We start from the raw sequence: 14,183 nt of genomic DNA on the forward strand, positions 1-14,183 counted from the left end.
CATGCCGGACAGCATGGATCGACGCTCAACCGGCGACGATGTACTGCTGCAGCTGATCGAGTTTCTGTGCCTGTTCGTCGATCACCGACTTGACCAGGTCGCCGATCGAGATGACGCCGAGGACACCGTTGCCATCGACCACCGGAAGGTGACGGATGCGGTAATCGGTGACCAGTTGCAGGCAGTGTTCGACCTGCTCGCCTGGCGCGACGGTCACCACCTTGGGGGTCATGATCTCGCGGACTTCGGTCGTGCGTGACGAGCGTTCGTGCAGCACGATCTTGCGTGCGTAATCGCGTTCGGAAAGAATGCCGACCAGTTGCCGGCCTTCCATCACCAGGACCGCGCCGATGCCCTTTTCAGCCATCAACCGGATAGCGTCGATCACCGCCGACGTCGGGGCTACTGCGAATACCTCAGGGGACTTGCCTTCCAACAGCTGTCGTACCGTGGTCATCTCGCTGCTCTCCACCGATGGGATGCAGGGCCGAGTCTGCCACGAACGGGGCCTGCCAGGTGTCAATCAGGTACAGCGGGCGCTGTTTGGATTCTTCGTACAGCCGGCCCAGGTATTCACCGATCAGGCCCAGCGCGATCAGCTGTATCCCGCCAAGGAACAGGATCACCGCCATCATCGTCGGCCACCCAGCGACACGGTCGCCGTACAGCGCGGCCTTGAGCACCACGACCAGCGCGAACAGGAACGCGAAACTCGCCGCCGCCAGGCCCAGATAGGTGGTCACCCGCAGCGGCGCGGTCGAGAACCCGGTGATCCCTTCCAACGCGAAGTTCCACAGCCGCCAGAAACCGAACTTGCTCTCCCCGACCAGCCGCGCATGGCGATGGTAAGGCAGGGCCTTGCGCCGGAAGCCCACCCAGCCGAACAGCCCCTTCATGAACCGGTGGCGCTCACGCAGCTGACCCAGGGCCTGCAGCGCGCGCGGCGACAACAGGCGGAAGTCGCCGGTATCGGCCGGAATCGGTGTCTTGGACAGCCGCCCGATCACCCGGTAGAACGCCTTGGCTGTTGACCGCTTGAGCCAGCTTTCGCCGTCGCGCACCAGGCGCGTGCCGTACACGTTGTCATAGCCCTGCTGCCACAGCGCAACAAACTCGGGAATCAGTTCCGGCGGATCCTGACCATCGGCATCGAGAATCATCACCGCACCGTCGTCGACGAAATCCAGCCCGGCGGTGAGCGCCGCTTCCTTGCCGAAATTCCGCGAGAGCCGCAGCACGCCGACGCAGCCGTCCGCAGCGGCCAATCCCTGCATGACGTCCCATGTCGTATCGGTACTGCCGTCGTCCACATACAACACCCGGCCGTCGATGCCCGCCAATCCATCGAGCACCGCACGCAGCCGTGGGTGCAGCATCGGCAAGGCAAGCGCTTCATTGTGGGCGGCGACGACGACGGTCAGGCGTGGGCTGTTCATGCGGCGATTGTAGCGTTCGCCAATCACGTACATGAACGCTCAGTCTTCGCTGAGGTAACCACTCCCGCCCAGCTGCCGCGCCTGCCGCTGGATCCATGTTGCGCGGCGCTGGACGTAGGGCCCCGGCTGGGCCGCGTTGTAACGCCGCGGTGCTGGCAGCACCGCCGCCAGCCGCGCGCTTTCGGCCGGGCTCAGCCGCGACGCGTCCTTGTTCCAGTACTGCCGGGACGCGGCCTGCGCGCCATAGATGCCGTCGCCGAACTCGGCGATGTTGGCGTACATCTCCAGGATCCGCGACTTCGGCCACAGCGCTTCGATCAACACCGTGTACCAGACCTCCAGGCCCTTGCGGATCCAGCTGCGGCCCTGCCACAGGAACAGGTTCTTGGCGACCTGCTGGCTGATCGTACTGGCCCCGCGCAGGCGGCCGCCGCGTGCGTTGTGGTCGCGCGCCTTCTCGATGGCCTGCAGGTCAAAGCCGTTGTGCTCCGGGAAGCGCTGGTCCTCGGCGGCCACCAGCGAGATCGGCAGGCTCGGCGCCATCTGGTCCAGGTCGCGCCACTGGTAGTGCAGCCGGTAGCTCCAATCGCCCTCCCCCAACGCTTCGCCGTAGCGCCACAGCATCACGCTGGATACGGGGGGGTCGATGAAACGCAGGGCCAGCACCTGCAGCACGCTGAAGCCGACAAACAGTACCGGCAGCCACAGCAGCCGCTTCCAGTGCCGGCGGCGGGGACGTGACGGTTCCAGGTCCGGCTCGACCTTGAGGTTGCTGCGCTCTGCCCCCATTACTGGTGCATCCTTTACTTGCACGGTTGTCGGCGCATTATCCGGCAACCGGCACTCCTTTCGCGCAGCCACCGAACCGATGACCGCCCAATCCGACTCCCTTGTCCGTTTCCTGCTCCCCGATGCCGGCGTCCGCGGCGTGCACGTGCACCTTGATGACACCTGGCGGGAGATCCTGTCGCACGCGGTCTATCCGCCCGGCGCCGCTGAACTGCTCGGCGAGGCCAGCGTGGCCTCGGCGCTGTTCACCGGCCACACCAAGGTCGATGGCCGCCTGTCGATCCAGCTGCGCAGCAACACCGCGATGCGCACCCTGTTCGCCGAGTGCACCGCGGCCGGCACGCTGCGCGGCATCGTCCAGCTGGCCGACGGCGGCGGCGACGCGCCGCGCGACCTGACCGCGCTGGGCGAGGATGCGCTGCTGGCGATCACCATCGAAAACCCCGGCTTGGACCCGCGCGAACCGCAGCGCTACCAGAGCCTGGTCGGTCTGACCGCAGCCGGTCTGGACGAAGCCTTCGAAGATTATTTCCGCCAGTCCGAACAGCTGCCCACCCGCCTGCTGCTGGCCGCCGACGGCACCCGCGCCGCAGGCCTGCTGCTGCAGAAGCTGCCGGGCGATGAAGGCGATCAGGACGGCTGGTCGCGTGCCAGCGCGCTGTTCGAGACCCTGGGCAAGCAGGAACTGCTGGAGGTGCCGGGCCATGACCTGCTGCACCGCCTGTTCCATGAAGAGACGCCGGAACTGCTCGGCGACAAGGCCCTGCGCTTTGCCTGTTCGTGCTCGCGCGAGCGGGTCGAAGGCATGCTGCAGTCCATTGGCGAAGAGGAGGCCCGGGCCGCCGCCGAGCCTACGGGCGCGGTCGAAGTGCGTTGCGAATTCTGCGGGCAGGAGTATCACTTTCCCTTGACGGAATTCGACATACTGTTCCGCGAGATGGACGTATCTTCGCCGGCACCTGAACGGCTTCAGTAATTTTGCTACGAGTTTTGTTCTGGGGAGAACCAAGACTTGTTAAGAAATCATAAACGCCCTAGGATCAATCTCCCGCTTCGGCGGGAACTTGTGTTCACCGCGCTTGTCTGAGAGTTCCCATGCATTCCCTTCTGCGTCTACCGCTGGCCCTGATGATCGCCCTAGGCGCGATCTCGGGCGCGCATGCGCAGGCCAAGGGCAAGCAGGACGGCACCGTGCTGCCGGTCTGGAACAAGGGCAGCGGCAAGGTCGAGGCGCTGCTCTACCTGGAGCCGACCGGCGAACAGGCCGTTGGTGCCCGTTGGCACTTCGGGCGCAGCTCGCTGGATGCGGCCTTCGGCCTGTCCTCGGGTGACTCTCTGGGGCTGCTGTGCAACAGCAGCCGCGGCACCAGCATCAGCGGATTGGCCAGTCACTGCATGCTGGCGACGCTGGGCGATGAGGAGGACAACACGCTCAGCCGCCGCGTCAGTGGGACCGCCGCGTTCAACCGCCCCGGTGGCCGTGTGGGCATCACCGCCGGCAGCGGCCGCGACACTTTACCCGCCTGGCTGGCTGGCCCCAACAAATCCCCATCGCTGCGCGCCGAACAGAACGATCTGACTGTTTTCGGGCAGAAGAACATCGGCCGTGAGGGCTTCGTCTCGATCGGTGGTACCTACGCCAAAGCGCGACTGGTCCCCATCGCGGATGCCTCACCGGCGATCGTCGACCGCTGGGACAGCAAAAGCCTCACCATCGGCGCCGGCTATGGCAACTTCAGCGGCAACATCATTGGCCGTGTGGTCGATGTACCCGGCCAGCCCGGGAAGTGGGAAGGCCTGGGCGTCGGCCTGACCTGGCGCACCCCGTGGAGCGGCCAGCTCACCGTCGGTGCCGAAAACGTGGTCACCCGTGGCAAGAATCCGTTCGCCCCGCGCAACGAGAGCACCGACGAAGGCACCGTGCCCTACGTGCGGTACGAGCAGGATCTCTGACCTGTCTTTGCGACGACCCGTCAATACACGTGATCCAAAGGGCGCCTCCATGAGGCGCCCTTTTTCATTTGGGCTGCCTGTCAAGGGCGCGCACGGCCCATTCAGGGTGAATTTTTTTTAACAAAAATCTTAACAAATGAGACTGTTTAGGCTGTAGATATCGCTTAAAGCCTTACACCGCAAAGGCTTTGCCGAATTTCACCTAAATCACATGGAACATTAACGGCTCTTTAATTTTTAGTTGCACGTGGTTACTATCGAGTCAGCTTCACGGATTGGGAACGCCTTTCGTCCCCGCGCTGAAGCCCATCCCAACACGTTGCACCCAAGTCAACTTGGAGAGAGAGCCCAATGAACCGCAACAGCAACAAACTGCGCGACGCCGTCGTCCTCGCGCTGATCGCCAGCGCTGCCGGCACCGGCAGCGCCGTCGCTCAGGAAACCACTGGCACCACCAACCTGGACCGTATCTCGGTCACCGGTTCGCGCATCCGCCAGGTTGACGTGGAAACCGCCCAGCCGGTCCTGACCATCACCCGCGCAGACATCCAGAACCAGGGCTTCAGCTCGGTCGCGGACATCCTGCAGAACATCTCTGCCGCGGGCAGCCCGTCGTTCAGCCGCGCCTCGCCGCTGACCTCCAACCAGGAAGCCGGTGGTTCGTACATCGATCTGCGCAACCTGGGCCCGCAGCGTACGCTGGTGCTGGTCAACGGTAAGCGTCTGGGCATTTCGCCGGACGGCTTCCAGGACGTCTCGACCATCCCGACCGTCATTGTTGAGCGCATCGACGTCCTGAAGGACGGCGCCTCGTCGATCTACGGCTCCGATGCCATGGCCGGCGTGATCAACATCATCACCCGCAAGAACTTCGACGGTGCTGAAGCCAACTTCTACACCGGCCAGTACAGCCAGGGCGACGGCAAGAAGGAAACCGCTGATTTCATGGTCGGCTTCTCCGGCGATCGCGGTTCGGTCACCGTCGGTGCCGAGTACCACAAGGAAGAGGGCGTCTGGGCGAAGGATCGTCCGTTCAGCCTGGACACCTACCCGGGCGTCGGTGACGGTGGCGCTTACTCCGTCGTCGGCCAGTGGGGTAACTGGCGTCGCGGCACCACCGGCGCTTGGCAGGCACCGAACCGTGGCGGCACCGCCCTGGGCGCGAGCCAGTTCCATGACCAGAACGCCGATGACCGCAGCCGTTCGACGGAGCAGATGCACCTGCTGACGCCGCTGGAGCGCCGTTCGCTGTACGTCAACACCAACTACGACATCACCGACAACGTCCGCTTCACCAGCGACCTGTCCTACACCAAGCGTGAGTCGAACCGTCAGATCGCAGGCTACCCGCTGCAGTCGCAGGCCGCCGGCGTGAACACCCCGATGTCGGCGCTGAGCGCCTTCAACCCGACCGGTGGCGCTTCGGCCGTCAACTGGCGCCGTCGTGGTTGGGAAGTGCCGCGTACCACCGATACCGACATGACGACCTGGCGCTTCACCGCGTCGCTGGAAGGCGCGTTCGAGATTGGTGACCGGTACTTCAACTGGGATGCCGGCTACCTGTACAACGAAAACAACGTCAACATCACCAACAACGGCAACTTCTACATCCCGGCCGTGCGCAATGCGGTGGGCCCGTCGCGCGTCAATGCGCAGGGGCAGCTGGAGTGCTACACGCCCGCAACGGGCACCTCGCCCGCCGCGGCGATCCCGGGCTGCGTGCCGTGGAATCCCTTCGCGGGCTTCGGCACCGGCGCGGTTGCCAATTCGCTGGCGGATCCGAACGTTCAAAAGTACCTCTATCGTGAGGAACATGCGACCGGCAAGACCACCACGAACAACTACTTCGCCAACCTGTCGGGTACCATCGTCCCGCTGCCGGCCGGCGACCTGGGCTTCGCGGTCGGCTACGAGTACCGCAAGGAGGATGGTAACTTCCGTCCGGATGCCATCGCCCAGTCGGGCGACTCGACCAACCTGGCCTCGGGCCCGACCCAAGGCTCCTACGCGGTCGACGAGTTCTACCTGGAACTGAACATCCCGATCCTGGCCGACCTTGCCTTCGCCAAGGAACTGACGCTGGACGTGGCTACCCGTTACTCCGACTTCAACACCTTCGGTGACACGGTCAACAACAAGTTCGGCCTGAAGTGGCGTCCGATCGACGACCTGCTGGTCCGGGCCACCTATGCCGAGGGCTTCCGCGCCCCGACCATCGGTGACCTCTACGGCGGCGGTTCGCAGACCTTCGTGACCAGCTTCGTCGATCCGTGCGACAGCGTCTATGGCAGCGTCGGCGGCAGCCCGCAGTGCTTGGCCGCCGTCGGCCCGGGTTACCGTCAGCTGCAGCAGGGCTTCATCCCGACCGTCGGCTCGGCAGCACAGAGCCCGGTGCCGTTCGTTTCGGGCTCCAACCCGCTGCTGACCCCGGAAAGTTCGGAGTCCAAGACCGTCGGTTTCGTATACAGCCCGAGCTACGTCAGTGGCCTGAGCGTGGGCGTCGACTGGTGGAACATCCGCATCGACAACACCATCGTCTCGGACAGCGCCAACACGATCCTGCGCGACTGCTATGTCAACCAGGTCACCTCGCGTTGCGCACTGTTCCAGCGTGATCCGTCGCTGGGCAACATCGTCGGCACCCTGGTCTACGGCAACCGCAATGCCGGCTATACCGAAACCGAAGGTTTCGATATCGACGTCAACTATGCTCTGGACACCGACTACGGTCGCGTCAGCGCCAAGTGGGCCACCACCTACGTCAGCAAGTACGAGACGAAGACCACCAACGAAGCTGACACCGTGCCGAATCAGGCCAACGGCTACGGCAGCACCTTCCGGATCCGCTCCAACTTCAACCTGGGCTGGAGCCTGAATGACTGGTCGGTGAACTGGGGCCTGCGCTACTTCTCCGGCACCAAGGAACCGTGCTACTTCGATGATCGCTGCAACCTGCCGGACTTCTCGGCACCGGAAACGCAGGGCAACATCGATCCGCAGAACCGTACCGGCGCAGTGACCTTCCACGACCTGCAGGTGTCCTACGCAGCTCCGTGGAACGCCAGCATCTCCGTCGGCGCCAACAACGTGTTCAACAAGGTCGGCCCGGCAATGTATGCGCAGCCGAATTCCAGCTTCTCCTACTACGGCGGCTTCGACATCGGTCGCTTCGTCTACCTGAAGTACAACCAGAAGTTCTGATCGATCCACTGATCGACAACGTCTGATGCAACGGCCCCGAAAGGGGCCGTTGTTTTTTGTGCTGGTGCGCGTGGCCAGCAAACGGCACGCATGGAAAAGGCCGCGTTTCCGCGGCCTTCTGCATGCCTGTCACGGGCCGGTCAACCGAGCGGAATCAACGTCTCGATCACGTGCTCCACATAGGCCTCGAAATCTTCGCGGGCCTGCTTGGGCTGCTGCAGCTGCAGCGACAGCTGGAGGAAGCCGACATAGGCCGCGTAGGCCAGTCGCGCGCGGTGTTGCGCATCCGTCCGGCTCAGCCCCGCCTGGCGGAACGAGGCGACCAGATACTCCAGGCGACGATGCGAGACCCGGTCGATGACCGGACGCACCATCGGGTGGTCCAGCGCCTTGAGCAGTTCGCTGTAGATGATGTGCGGCTGCACCTCATGCGCCACCACCTGGAACAGCTGGCGCAGGCGCACGCGCGGATCGGTCACGTCGGCCAGGCTGCCGAACACCTGCTCCTGTTCGAACAGCTCCCAGCGCTCCAGCGCGGCCTGCAGCAACGCATCGCGCGAGGGGAAGTGCCAGTAGAAGCTGCCTTTGGTGACACCCAGGCGCCGCGCCAGCGGTTCCACCGCGACCGCGCCCACGCCTTGTTCGGCAATCAGATCCAGTGCGGCCTGGGCCCAGTCTTCAGCACTGAGGCGGCTGTTGCGGCCGGCACGTGGCTCGCCGGCGGAAGCTTCGGGTTCATTCATAGGTGGATTTAACCATACGCCGGGGTTGGTTGCAGTACGTCAATGTGCTCATGGGGGCCTGGAGCCTCGCCGCACAAGGGATGTGCCCACCATACCCCCAAGTATTGACATCGCACAGGGCAGGTCCATACTAGCGAGTATGGTCACTCCTTCTTCTACTCTGCCCCGTTTTGACGATGAGCGACTGACCGGCGCGCACAACGCCGTGCTGGCCGCCACCCGGTCGGGTCCGGGGCGTCGCGGCACCGTGCTGTTCGCCCACGGCTTCGGCCAGACCCGGCATGCCTGGCAGGCCACCGCCTCCGCGCTGGTCGGCGCCGGTTACCAGACCCTGTCCTACGACGCACGCGGCCATGGCGATTCAGACTGGAATCCGGCCGAACGCCCTTACCACGGCGAACAGTTCGCCGATGATCTGATCGTGCTGGCCGGCGAGCAGGCGCAGCCGCCGATCCTGATCGCCGCCTCGATGGGCGGCCTGTTCGGCCTGCTCGCCGAGTCGCGCTGGCCGGGCCTGTTCTCGGCGATGGTGCTGGTGGACATCACCCCGCGCTGGGATACCGCCGGCGTCGAAAAGATCCTGATGTTCATGACCGCGCACCCGGACGGCTTCGCCTCGCTGTCGCAGGCGGCCGATGTGATCTCCGCCTACGTGCCGCACCGCCCGCGCAAGTCGGACGATTCCCTGCGCGCGTTGCTGCGCGAGGACGGTCACGGCCGCTGGCGCTGGCATTGGGACCCGCGTCTGGTCGCCGAGCTGGCCCGTGACAGTGAACACCACCAGGACGCGCTCGCCGAGGCGGCGCGCCAGGTGAAATGTCCCTTGCTGCTGGTGAGCGGCGGCCGCAGCACCCTGGTCACCCCGCAGACGGTGGCCGAGTTCCTTGCGTTGGTGCCACATGCACGCCACGTGCAGCTGCCGGAGGCCACGCATATGGTCGCCGGTGATGACAACAACGCCTTTACCGCTACTGTGTTGGACTATCTGGACGTATTGCCCTCGGCCTCCGCCGTCGCATCGTCCGCCATTACCGAGCACGTCACCGGAGCACGCTCATGAGCATTGTCGTTCCCTTCCTCGTCGTCCTGTTGGCAGGTGCGTTCGTCGCCTACCACCGGATGCGCCTGATCACCTGGACGATCATCAGCCTCGTGCTGCTGGCCGCCTGCTGGTTCATCCCGTACGTCAACCAGACCGCCACGATCGTGGCTGCGGCCATCGTCGCCGTCATCGCCGTGCCGCTGCTGCTGCCCTTCATCCGCAAGCCGCTGCTGACCGCGCCGATGATGAAGGTGTTCCGCAAGGTGCTGCCGCCGCTGTCGCAGACCGAGCGCATCGCGCTGGAAACCGGCTCGGTCGGTTTCGAAGGCGAGCTGTTCACCGGCGATCCGGACTGGAACATCCTGCTGAACTACCCCAAGCCGCAGCTCACTGCGGAGGAACAGGCGTTCCTGGACGGCCCGGTCGAAGAGCTCTGCAAAATGGTCAACGACTGGGAAATCACCCACGTCTACGCCGACCTGCCGCCAGAGCTGTGGAGCTTCATCAAGAAGAACAAGTTCTTCGGCATGATCATTCCGAAGGAATACGGCGGCCTGGGCTTCAGCGCGCTGGCCCACCACAAGGTGATCCAGAAGCTGGCCTCGGTGTCGAGCGTGGTCAGCTCCACCGTCGGCGTGCCCAACTCGCTGGGCCCGGGTGAACTGCTCAACCATTACGGCACCCAGGAACAGAAAGACCAGTACCTGCCGCGCCTGGCCGATGGCCGTGAAGTGCCCTGCTTCGGCCTGACCGGTCCGTTCGCCGGCTCGGACGCCACCTCGATTCCCGATTACGGCATCGTCTGCAAGGGCGAGTGGAACGGCGAGCAGGTGCTCGGCGTCAAGCTCACCTTCGACAAGCGTTACATCACCCTGGCGCCGGTAGCCACGCTGATCGGCCTGGCCTTCCGCATGTACGACCCGGATGGCCTGATCGGCACCACCCGCGACATCGGCATCACCCTGGCGCTGCTGCCGCGTGACACCGCCGGCGTGGAAATCGGCCGCCGCCACTTCCCGCTCAACTCGACCTTCCAGAACGGCCCGATCCGCGGCAAGGATGTGTTCATCCCGCTGACCCAGCTGATCGGCGGCGCCGAGAAGGCCGGCAAGGGCTGGAACATGCTCAACGAGTGTCTGGCCGTGGGCCGCTCGATCACCCTGCCCTCCACCGCCAGTGGCGGTGCCAAGGCCGGCGCCGTGGTGACCGGTGCCTACGCGCGCATCCGCAAGCAGTTCGGCCTGTCGGTCGGCCGCTTCGAGGGCGTGGAAGAAGCGCTGGCCCGCATCGGTGGCAAGGCCTACGCGATCAGCGCGCTGTGCCAGGCAACGGCCGCTGCGGTGGACCGCGGCGACGTGCCGTCGGTGCCATCGGCCATCGCCAAGTACCACTGCACCACCATGAGCCGTGAAGTGATCTCGGACGTGATGGATGTGATCGGCGGCAAGGGCATCATCCTGGGGCCGCGCAACTTCGCCGGCCGCAGTTGGCAGGCCGCGCCGATCGCGATCACGGTCGAGGGTGCCAACATCATGACCCGCAGCCTGCTGATCTTCGGCCAGGGTGCGATCCTGTGCCACCCGTGGGTGCTGAAGGAAATGAAGGCCGCGCAGGATCCGGACACCCGTGCCGGCCTGCAGGAATTCGACCGCAGCCTGTTCGGCCACATCCGCTACGGCATCTCCAACGCCGTGCGTTCGTTCTGGTTCGGCCTCACCGGTGCCCGTTTCGGTGCCGCCCCGGGCGATGCCTACACCCGCCGCTACTTCCGCAAGCTGGACCGTTACTCGGCCAACCTGGCGCTGATGGCCGACATCTCGATGATGACGCTGGGCGGCAAGCTGAAGTTCAAGGAATCGCTGTCCGGCCGCCTGGGCGATGTGCTGAGCCACATCTACATGACCAGCGCCATGCTCAAGCGTTACCACGACGAAGGCGCCCCGGCCGCCGACCAGCCGTTGCTGGCCTGGGCCTTCCATGACAGCGTGCACAAGATCGAAGAGTCGCTGTCGGCCGCGCTGCGCAACTTCCCGGTGCGTCCGATCGGCTGGCTGATGTGGGCGCTGATCTTCCCGTTCGGCCGCCGTGCCGAGGCCCCGGGCGACCGCCTGGGCCACCGCGTGGCCGCACTGCTGATGGCACCCAACGAAGCCCGCGACCGTCTGGCCAATGGCGTGTTCCTGACCCCGTGCGAGAACAACCCGGGTGGCCGCATCAACAGCTACCTGTCCAAGGCGATCATGGCCGAGCCGGTGGAGCGCAAGTTCATCAAGGCACTCAAGACCAAGGGCATCGAAGCGCTGGACTTCGTTACCCAGCTGGACGAAGCCGTGGCCGAAGGCGTGATCACCCAGGACGAGCGCACCCTGCTCGAAGAGCTGCGCACGCTCACCCTGGAAACGATCACCGTGGACGACTTCGATCCGGAGGAACTGCGCTCGGCGGGCTACTACAAGCGCCAGCAGAAGGACGCGCAGTCGCAGGCCGCGTGATCACGGCCACCATGTAAACGACAACGGCGGACTTCGGTCCGCCGTTTCTTTAGGGAGACCCCCGATGTCCGCTCCACTGCTCACGCTCTACCGCCGCATGCAGCGCTGGCCTGCCGGCACCTGGCTGTTCTCGCGCGCGGTGTGCGTCAAGGCGCCCTACTTCGCCAGCATCGCCCCGCGCATCACGCTGCTCGAGCCGGGCCGCTGCGAAGGCCGCATCGCGCACCGGCGCAAGGTCACCAACCACATCGGCACAGTGCACGCGATCGCGCTGTGCAACCTGGCCGAACTCACCGCCGGGCTGATGGTGGATGCCTCGCTGCCCAAGGGCATGCGCTGGATCCCGAAGGGCATGGAGGTGCAGTACCTCGCCAAGGCGACCGGCACGCAGCATGCCGTGGCCACGCCGGAGCAGCCGATCGTGGCGGCCGAGACCGGCTACGCGCTGCCGGTGAAGGTGCAGGTGCGCGATGACGCCGGCACGGCCGTGTTCGAGGCCCGGATCGCGATGTGGGTGTCGCCGGTCAAACGTTGATCGTTGGCGCAGCCACCCATGGGGTGGCTCTACATCCGATCCGTCTGTCGCAGGGTAGCGCCACGCCATGCGTGGCTGGCGCCTGTCAGGCCGGCACCATCCACCACGCGGCCACGGCCAGGATCGCCGGCACAGCCTGGATGAAGAAGATCCGCTTGTTCACGCTGTACGCGCCATAGCAGCCGGCCACGATCACGCAGCCCAGCATGAAGTTGACCAGCATCGGCAGGTGATCGAACAGGCCCCAGAACAGGCCGGCGGCAAGGAAGCCGTTGTACAGCCCTTGATTGGCCGCCAGCACCCGCGTGGCCTGCGCCTTTTCCGGCGTATTGCGGAAGGTCTTCAGGCCCAGCGGCTTGGTCCACAGGAACATTTCCAGGACCAGGAAATACACGTGCAGCAGGGCGACCAACAGGGTCAACGACAGCGCGATCCAATACATGGGCTCAGGTTCCTGGAAGACTGCAGAGAGCTTACTCCGGGCGCTCGCCCGGCAGCTTCTTTTCCTCGCGCAGAAGGCCCAATGCTGCGACGGTCATCGCCCCGGCCACGACCAGCCCACCGACGAACACAATGTGCGAACCAAACAGGGACAGCCCCTTGTGCACCCAGGCGAAGGTCAGATCGCCACCGCGGTAGACCACGGTGTCGATCGCCGCGCCGGCCTTGTAGCGCCACTGGCGGTCCACACGGGTGTAGATCGTCTCGCGCGCCGGCTTGGCCAGTGAGAACTCGCTGGCGCGGGTCATCACCTGCACCATCGCCACCATCAGCGGCAACGGCGAGGCCGCCAGGATCGAGAAGCCGATGATGATCGCAACGCCGGGAATCAACAGCGCCGGGGCGATCCCATACCGCGACAGCAACCAGCGCGTGAAGCCAAGCTGGATGATCAGGGTCAGCGTGTTCACCGCCAGGTCCACGCGTGAAAAGAACGCCGTGCTTGCCGCTGCATCGGGGTACAGGCGGCGCACAATCGAGGCCTGCTCGTTGTAGAGCATCGTGCCTACGCCCACGCCGAACAGCACCAGCACGGCCAGCCAGCGCAACAGCGGCTCACGCACGATCAGCTTCAGGCCGTCGAGCACGCTGCCGCCCATCGGGGTTTCACCCGACACCAACTGCTGCTCCTGCTCCCGGGCCACCGCCCACAACCGCAGCCGCCAGATGCAGACCAGGCAGGCACTCAGAAAGCCGGCCGAGACCAGCATCAGGTTGGCAATGCCCACCCGCTCCACCAGCGCCGCAGTGATGATCGGCCCCAGGAACGCACCGAGAGTGCCCGCCGCGCCGATGTAGCCGTACACCTCGCGCGCCTGAGCGTTCGAGAACACGTCGGCCATGAAGCTCCAGAACACCGCCACTGCAAAGAGGTTGAACACTGCGGCCCAGAAGAAGAACGCCATGCCACGCCCTGGCACGCCACTGTCGAACAGCAGGTAGAAGCCCAGCAGGGAGACGATGAAGAAGACATACACCGCGGGCAGGAATACCCTCCGCGCATAGCGGCTGACCACCGCGCCGTACAGCGGCTGCAGCACCAGCATGATGAAGAACACCCCGGTGAACAGGAACTGCAGCACGAAGTCCTGCACCGCAATGCCATGCGCGCTGAACCAGTCGATCAGTACCGGCGGGAACACCGCCCTAGCGTCGGCCGAGGCAGCCATTGCCTCGCGCACCGGACGCAGCACGTAATAGCCGCTCAAGAGGCAGAAGAAGTACAGGCATGCCCAGATCAGGGGCGGCGACTGCCGCAGCGCCCCGCGCAGGCCCGATTGCACCGGTGCTGCTGCGGCAGCACTCATCGCACCCACTCCCGGCTTGGGCGGCGAGACAACGGCGGCATCGTGGAAACTCCGGGCATCGAAGCGCGCAAGGTAAACGATGCACCGCAACATCGCCAGCCTCCGGCACGCCCATCGGTGCAACGCTGCGTGGCTCACCACTCAGCCCCTGCCTGCCCCAACCTGTCTTATGCTCGGTGCGCAC

Annotated in this window: 12 protein-coding genes; 6 read left to right on the plus strand and 6 right to left on the minus strand. The window is 65.0% G+C overall.

The features are described 5' to 3' along the window. Positions 1 to 25: 25 nt before the first annotated feature. The 3 genes from AC06E9_RS02540 to mtgA are packed head-to-tail and all read right to left on the minus strand — an operon-like array spanning position 26 to position 2,225. Positions 26 to 457, minus strand: coding sequence for a CBS domain-containing protein (locus AC06E9_RS02540; protein ID WP_121038972.1), 432 nt, complete (start codon positions 455 to 457; stop codon positions 26 to 28). After that, positions 417 to 1,436: a glycosyltransferase family 2 protein gene (locus AC06E9_RS02545; RefSeq protein ID WP_152151953.1), complete on the minus strand. Its 1,020-nt coding sequence runs from the start codon at positions 1,434 to 1,436 to the stop codon at positions 417 to 419. The genes AC06E9_RS02540 and AC06E9_RS02545 overlap by 41 nt, the downstream gene beginning before the upstream one ends. 39 nt (positions 1,437 to 1,475) lie before the next feature. Further along, a complete protein-coding gene (mtgA, locus tag AC06E9_RS02550) occupies positions 1,476 to 2,225 on the minus strand; it encodes a monofunctional biosynthetic peptidoglycan transglycosylase (protein WP_152151951.1) in 750 nt (249 codons plus the stop codon). Positions 2,226 to 2,304: 79 nt separating this feature from the next. On the opposite strand from mtgA, the gene hslO reads away from it, so the two are divergent. The 3 genes from hslO to AC06E9_RS02565 all read left to right on the plus strand — a co-directional run bounded on the left by hslO (position 2,305) and on the right by AC06E9_RS02565 (position 7,379). Next, on the plus strand, positions 2,305 to 3,201 hold the full coding sequence (hslO, locus tag AC06E9_RS02555) for an Hsp33 family molecular chaperone HslO (protein WP_121038977.1): 897 nt from the start codon (positions 2,305 to 2,307) through the stop codon (positions 3,199 to 3,201). Between the two features lie 152 nt (positions 3,202 to 3,353). Further along, positions 3,354 to 4,178: an XOO1806 family protein gene (locus tag AC06E9_RS02560; RefSeq protein WP_183073752.1), complete on the plus strand. Its 825-nt coding sequence runs from the start codon at positions 3,354 to 3,356 to the stop codon at positions 4,176 to 4,178. Positions 4,179 to 4,529: 351 nt separating this feature from the next. Beyond that, positions 4,530 to 7,379, plus strand: coding sequence for a TonB-dependent receptor (locus AC06E9_RS02565; RefSeq protein WP_121038983.1), 2,850 nt, complete (start codon positions 4,530 to 4,532; stop codon positions 7,377 to 7,379). Between the two features lie 140 nt (positions 7,380 to 7,519). Here the strand turns inward: AC06E9_RS02565 and AC06E9_RS02570 are convergent, their stop codons facing one another. Continuing rightward, positions 7,520 to 8,122 carry a TetR/AcrR family transcriptional regulator gene (locus tag AC06E9_RS02570; RefSeq protein WP_019185113.1) on the minus strand — a complete coding sequence of 201 codons (603 nt, stop codon included), beginning with the start codon at positions 8,120 to 8,122 and terminating at the stop codon, positions 7,520 to 7,522. A gap of 139 nt (positions 8,123 to 8,261) precedes the next feature. Here AC06E9_RS02570 and AC06E9_RS02575 point away from each other — a divergent pair, with 139 nt between their 5' ends. The 3 genes from AC06E9_RS02575 (at position 8,262) to AC06E9_RS02585 (ending at position 12,191) form a co-directional block, all read left to right on the plus strand. Then, positions 8,262 to 9,182, plus strand: a complete 921-nt coding sequence (locus AC06E9_RS02575) for an alpha/beta fold hydrolase (protein ID WP_121038986.1) — start codon at positions 8,262 to 8,264, stop codon at positions 9,180 to 9,182. Beyond that, positions 9,179 to 11,656: an acyl-CoA dehydrogenase gene (locus tag AC06E9_RS02580; protein WP_121038989.1), complete on the plus strand. Its 2,478-nt coding sequence runs from the start codon at positions 9,179 to 9,181 to the stop codon at positions 11,654 to 11,656. Before AC06E9_RS02575 ends, AC06E9_RS02580 begins: the two co-directional genes overlap by 4 nt. A 64-nt stretch (positions 11,657 to 11,720) precedes the next feature. After that, complete coding sequence (locus AC06E9_RS02585) at positions 11,721 to 12,191, plus strand: hotdog fold domain-containing protein (RefSeq protein ID WP_152151947.1); 471 nt, start codon at positions 11,721 to 11,723, stop codon at positions 12,189 to 12,191. Positions 12,192 to 12,276: 85 nt separating this feature from the next. On the opposite strand, the gene AC06E9_RS02590 is transcribed toward AC06E9_RS02585, so the two are convergent. Together AC06E9_RS02590 and AC06E9_RS02595 are read right to left on the minus strand one after the other, a co-directional pair. Beyond that, positions 12,277 to 12,633 carry a DUF1304 domain-containing protein gene (locus AC06E9_RS02590; RefSeq protein WP_121038995.1) on the minus strand — a complete coding sequence of 119 codons (357 nt, stop codon included), beginning with the start codon at positions 12,631 to 12,633 and terminating at the stop codon, positions 12,277 to 12,279. Between the two features lie 31 nt (positions 12,634 to 12,664). Further along, positions 12,665 to 13,999 carry an NTP/NDP exchange transporter gene (locus AC06E9_RS02595; protein ID WP_313219744.1) on the minus strand — a complete coding sequence of 445 codons (1,335 nt, stop codon included), beginning with the start codon at positions 13,997 to 13,999 and terminating at the stop codon, positions 12,665 to 12,667. Positions 14,000 to 14,183: the final 184 nt, after the last annotated feature.

The sequence above is a fragment of the Stenotrophomonas sp. Steno-Z10-BAI genome (genome assembly GCF_056393115.1).

Excerpts from the sequence above, each read along its gene's own strand:
- mtgA (WP_152151951.1), bottom strand. The coding sequence starts at position 2,225 with ATGGGGGCAGAGCGCAGCAACCTCAAGGTCGAGCCGGACCTGGAACCG.
- AC06E9_RS02540 (WP_121038972.1), bottom strand. The coding sequence starts at position 457 with ATGACCACGGTACGACAGCTGTTGGAAGGCAAGTCCCCTGAGGTATTC.
- AC06E9_RS02580 (WP_121038989.1), top strand. The coding sequence starts at position 9,179 with ATGAGCATTGTCGTTCCCTTCCTCGTCGTCCTGTTGGCAGGTGCGTTC.
- AC06E9_RS02585 (WP_152151947.1), top strand. The coding sequence starts at position 11,721 with ATGTCCGCTCCACTGCTCACGCTCTACCGCCGCATGCAGCGCTGGCCT.
- AC06E9_RS02595 (WP_313219744.1), bottom strand. The coding sequence starts at position 13,999 with ATGAGTGCTGCCGCAGCAGCACCGGTGCAATCGGGCCTGCGCGGGGCG.
- AC06E9_RS02545 (WP_152151953.1), bottom strand. The coding sequence starts at position 1,436 with ATGAACAGCCCACGCCTGACCGTCGTCGTCGCCGCCCACAATGAAGCG.
- AC06E9_RS02560 (WP_183073752.1), top strand. The coding sequence starts at position 3,354 with ATGATCGCCCTAGGCGCGATCTCGGGCGCGCATGCGCAGGCCAAGGGC.
- AC06E9_RS02590 (WP_121038995.1), bottom strand. The coding sequence starts at position 12,633 with ATGTATTGGATCGCGCTGTCGTTGACCCTGTTGGTCGCCCTGCTGCAC.
- AC06E9_RS02570 (WP_019185113.1), bottom strand. The coding sequence starts at position 8,122 with ATGAATGAACCCGAAGCTTCCGCCGGCGAGCCACGTGCCGGCCGCAAC.
- AC06E9_RS02575 (WP_121038986.1), top strand. The coding sequence starts at position 8,262 with ATGGTCACTCCTTCTTCTACTCTGCCCCGTTTTGACGATGAGCGACTG.
- hslO (WP_121038977.1), top strand. The coding sequence starts at position 2,305 with ATGACCGCCCAATCCGACTCCCTTGTCCGTTTCCTGCTCCCCGATGCC.
- AC06E9_RS02565 (WP_121038983.1), top strand. The coding sequence starts at position 4,530 with ATGAACCGCAACAGCAACAAACTGCGCGACGCCGTCGTCCTCGCGCTG.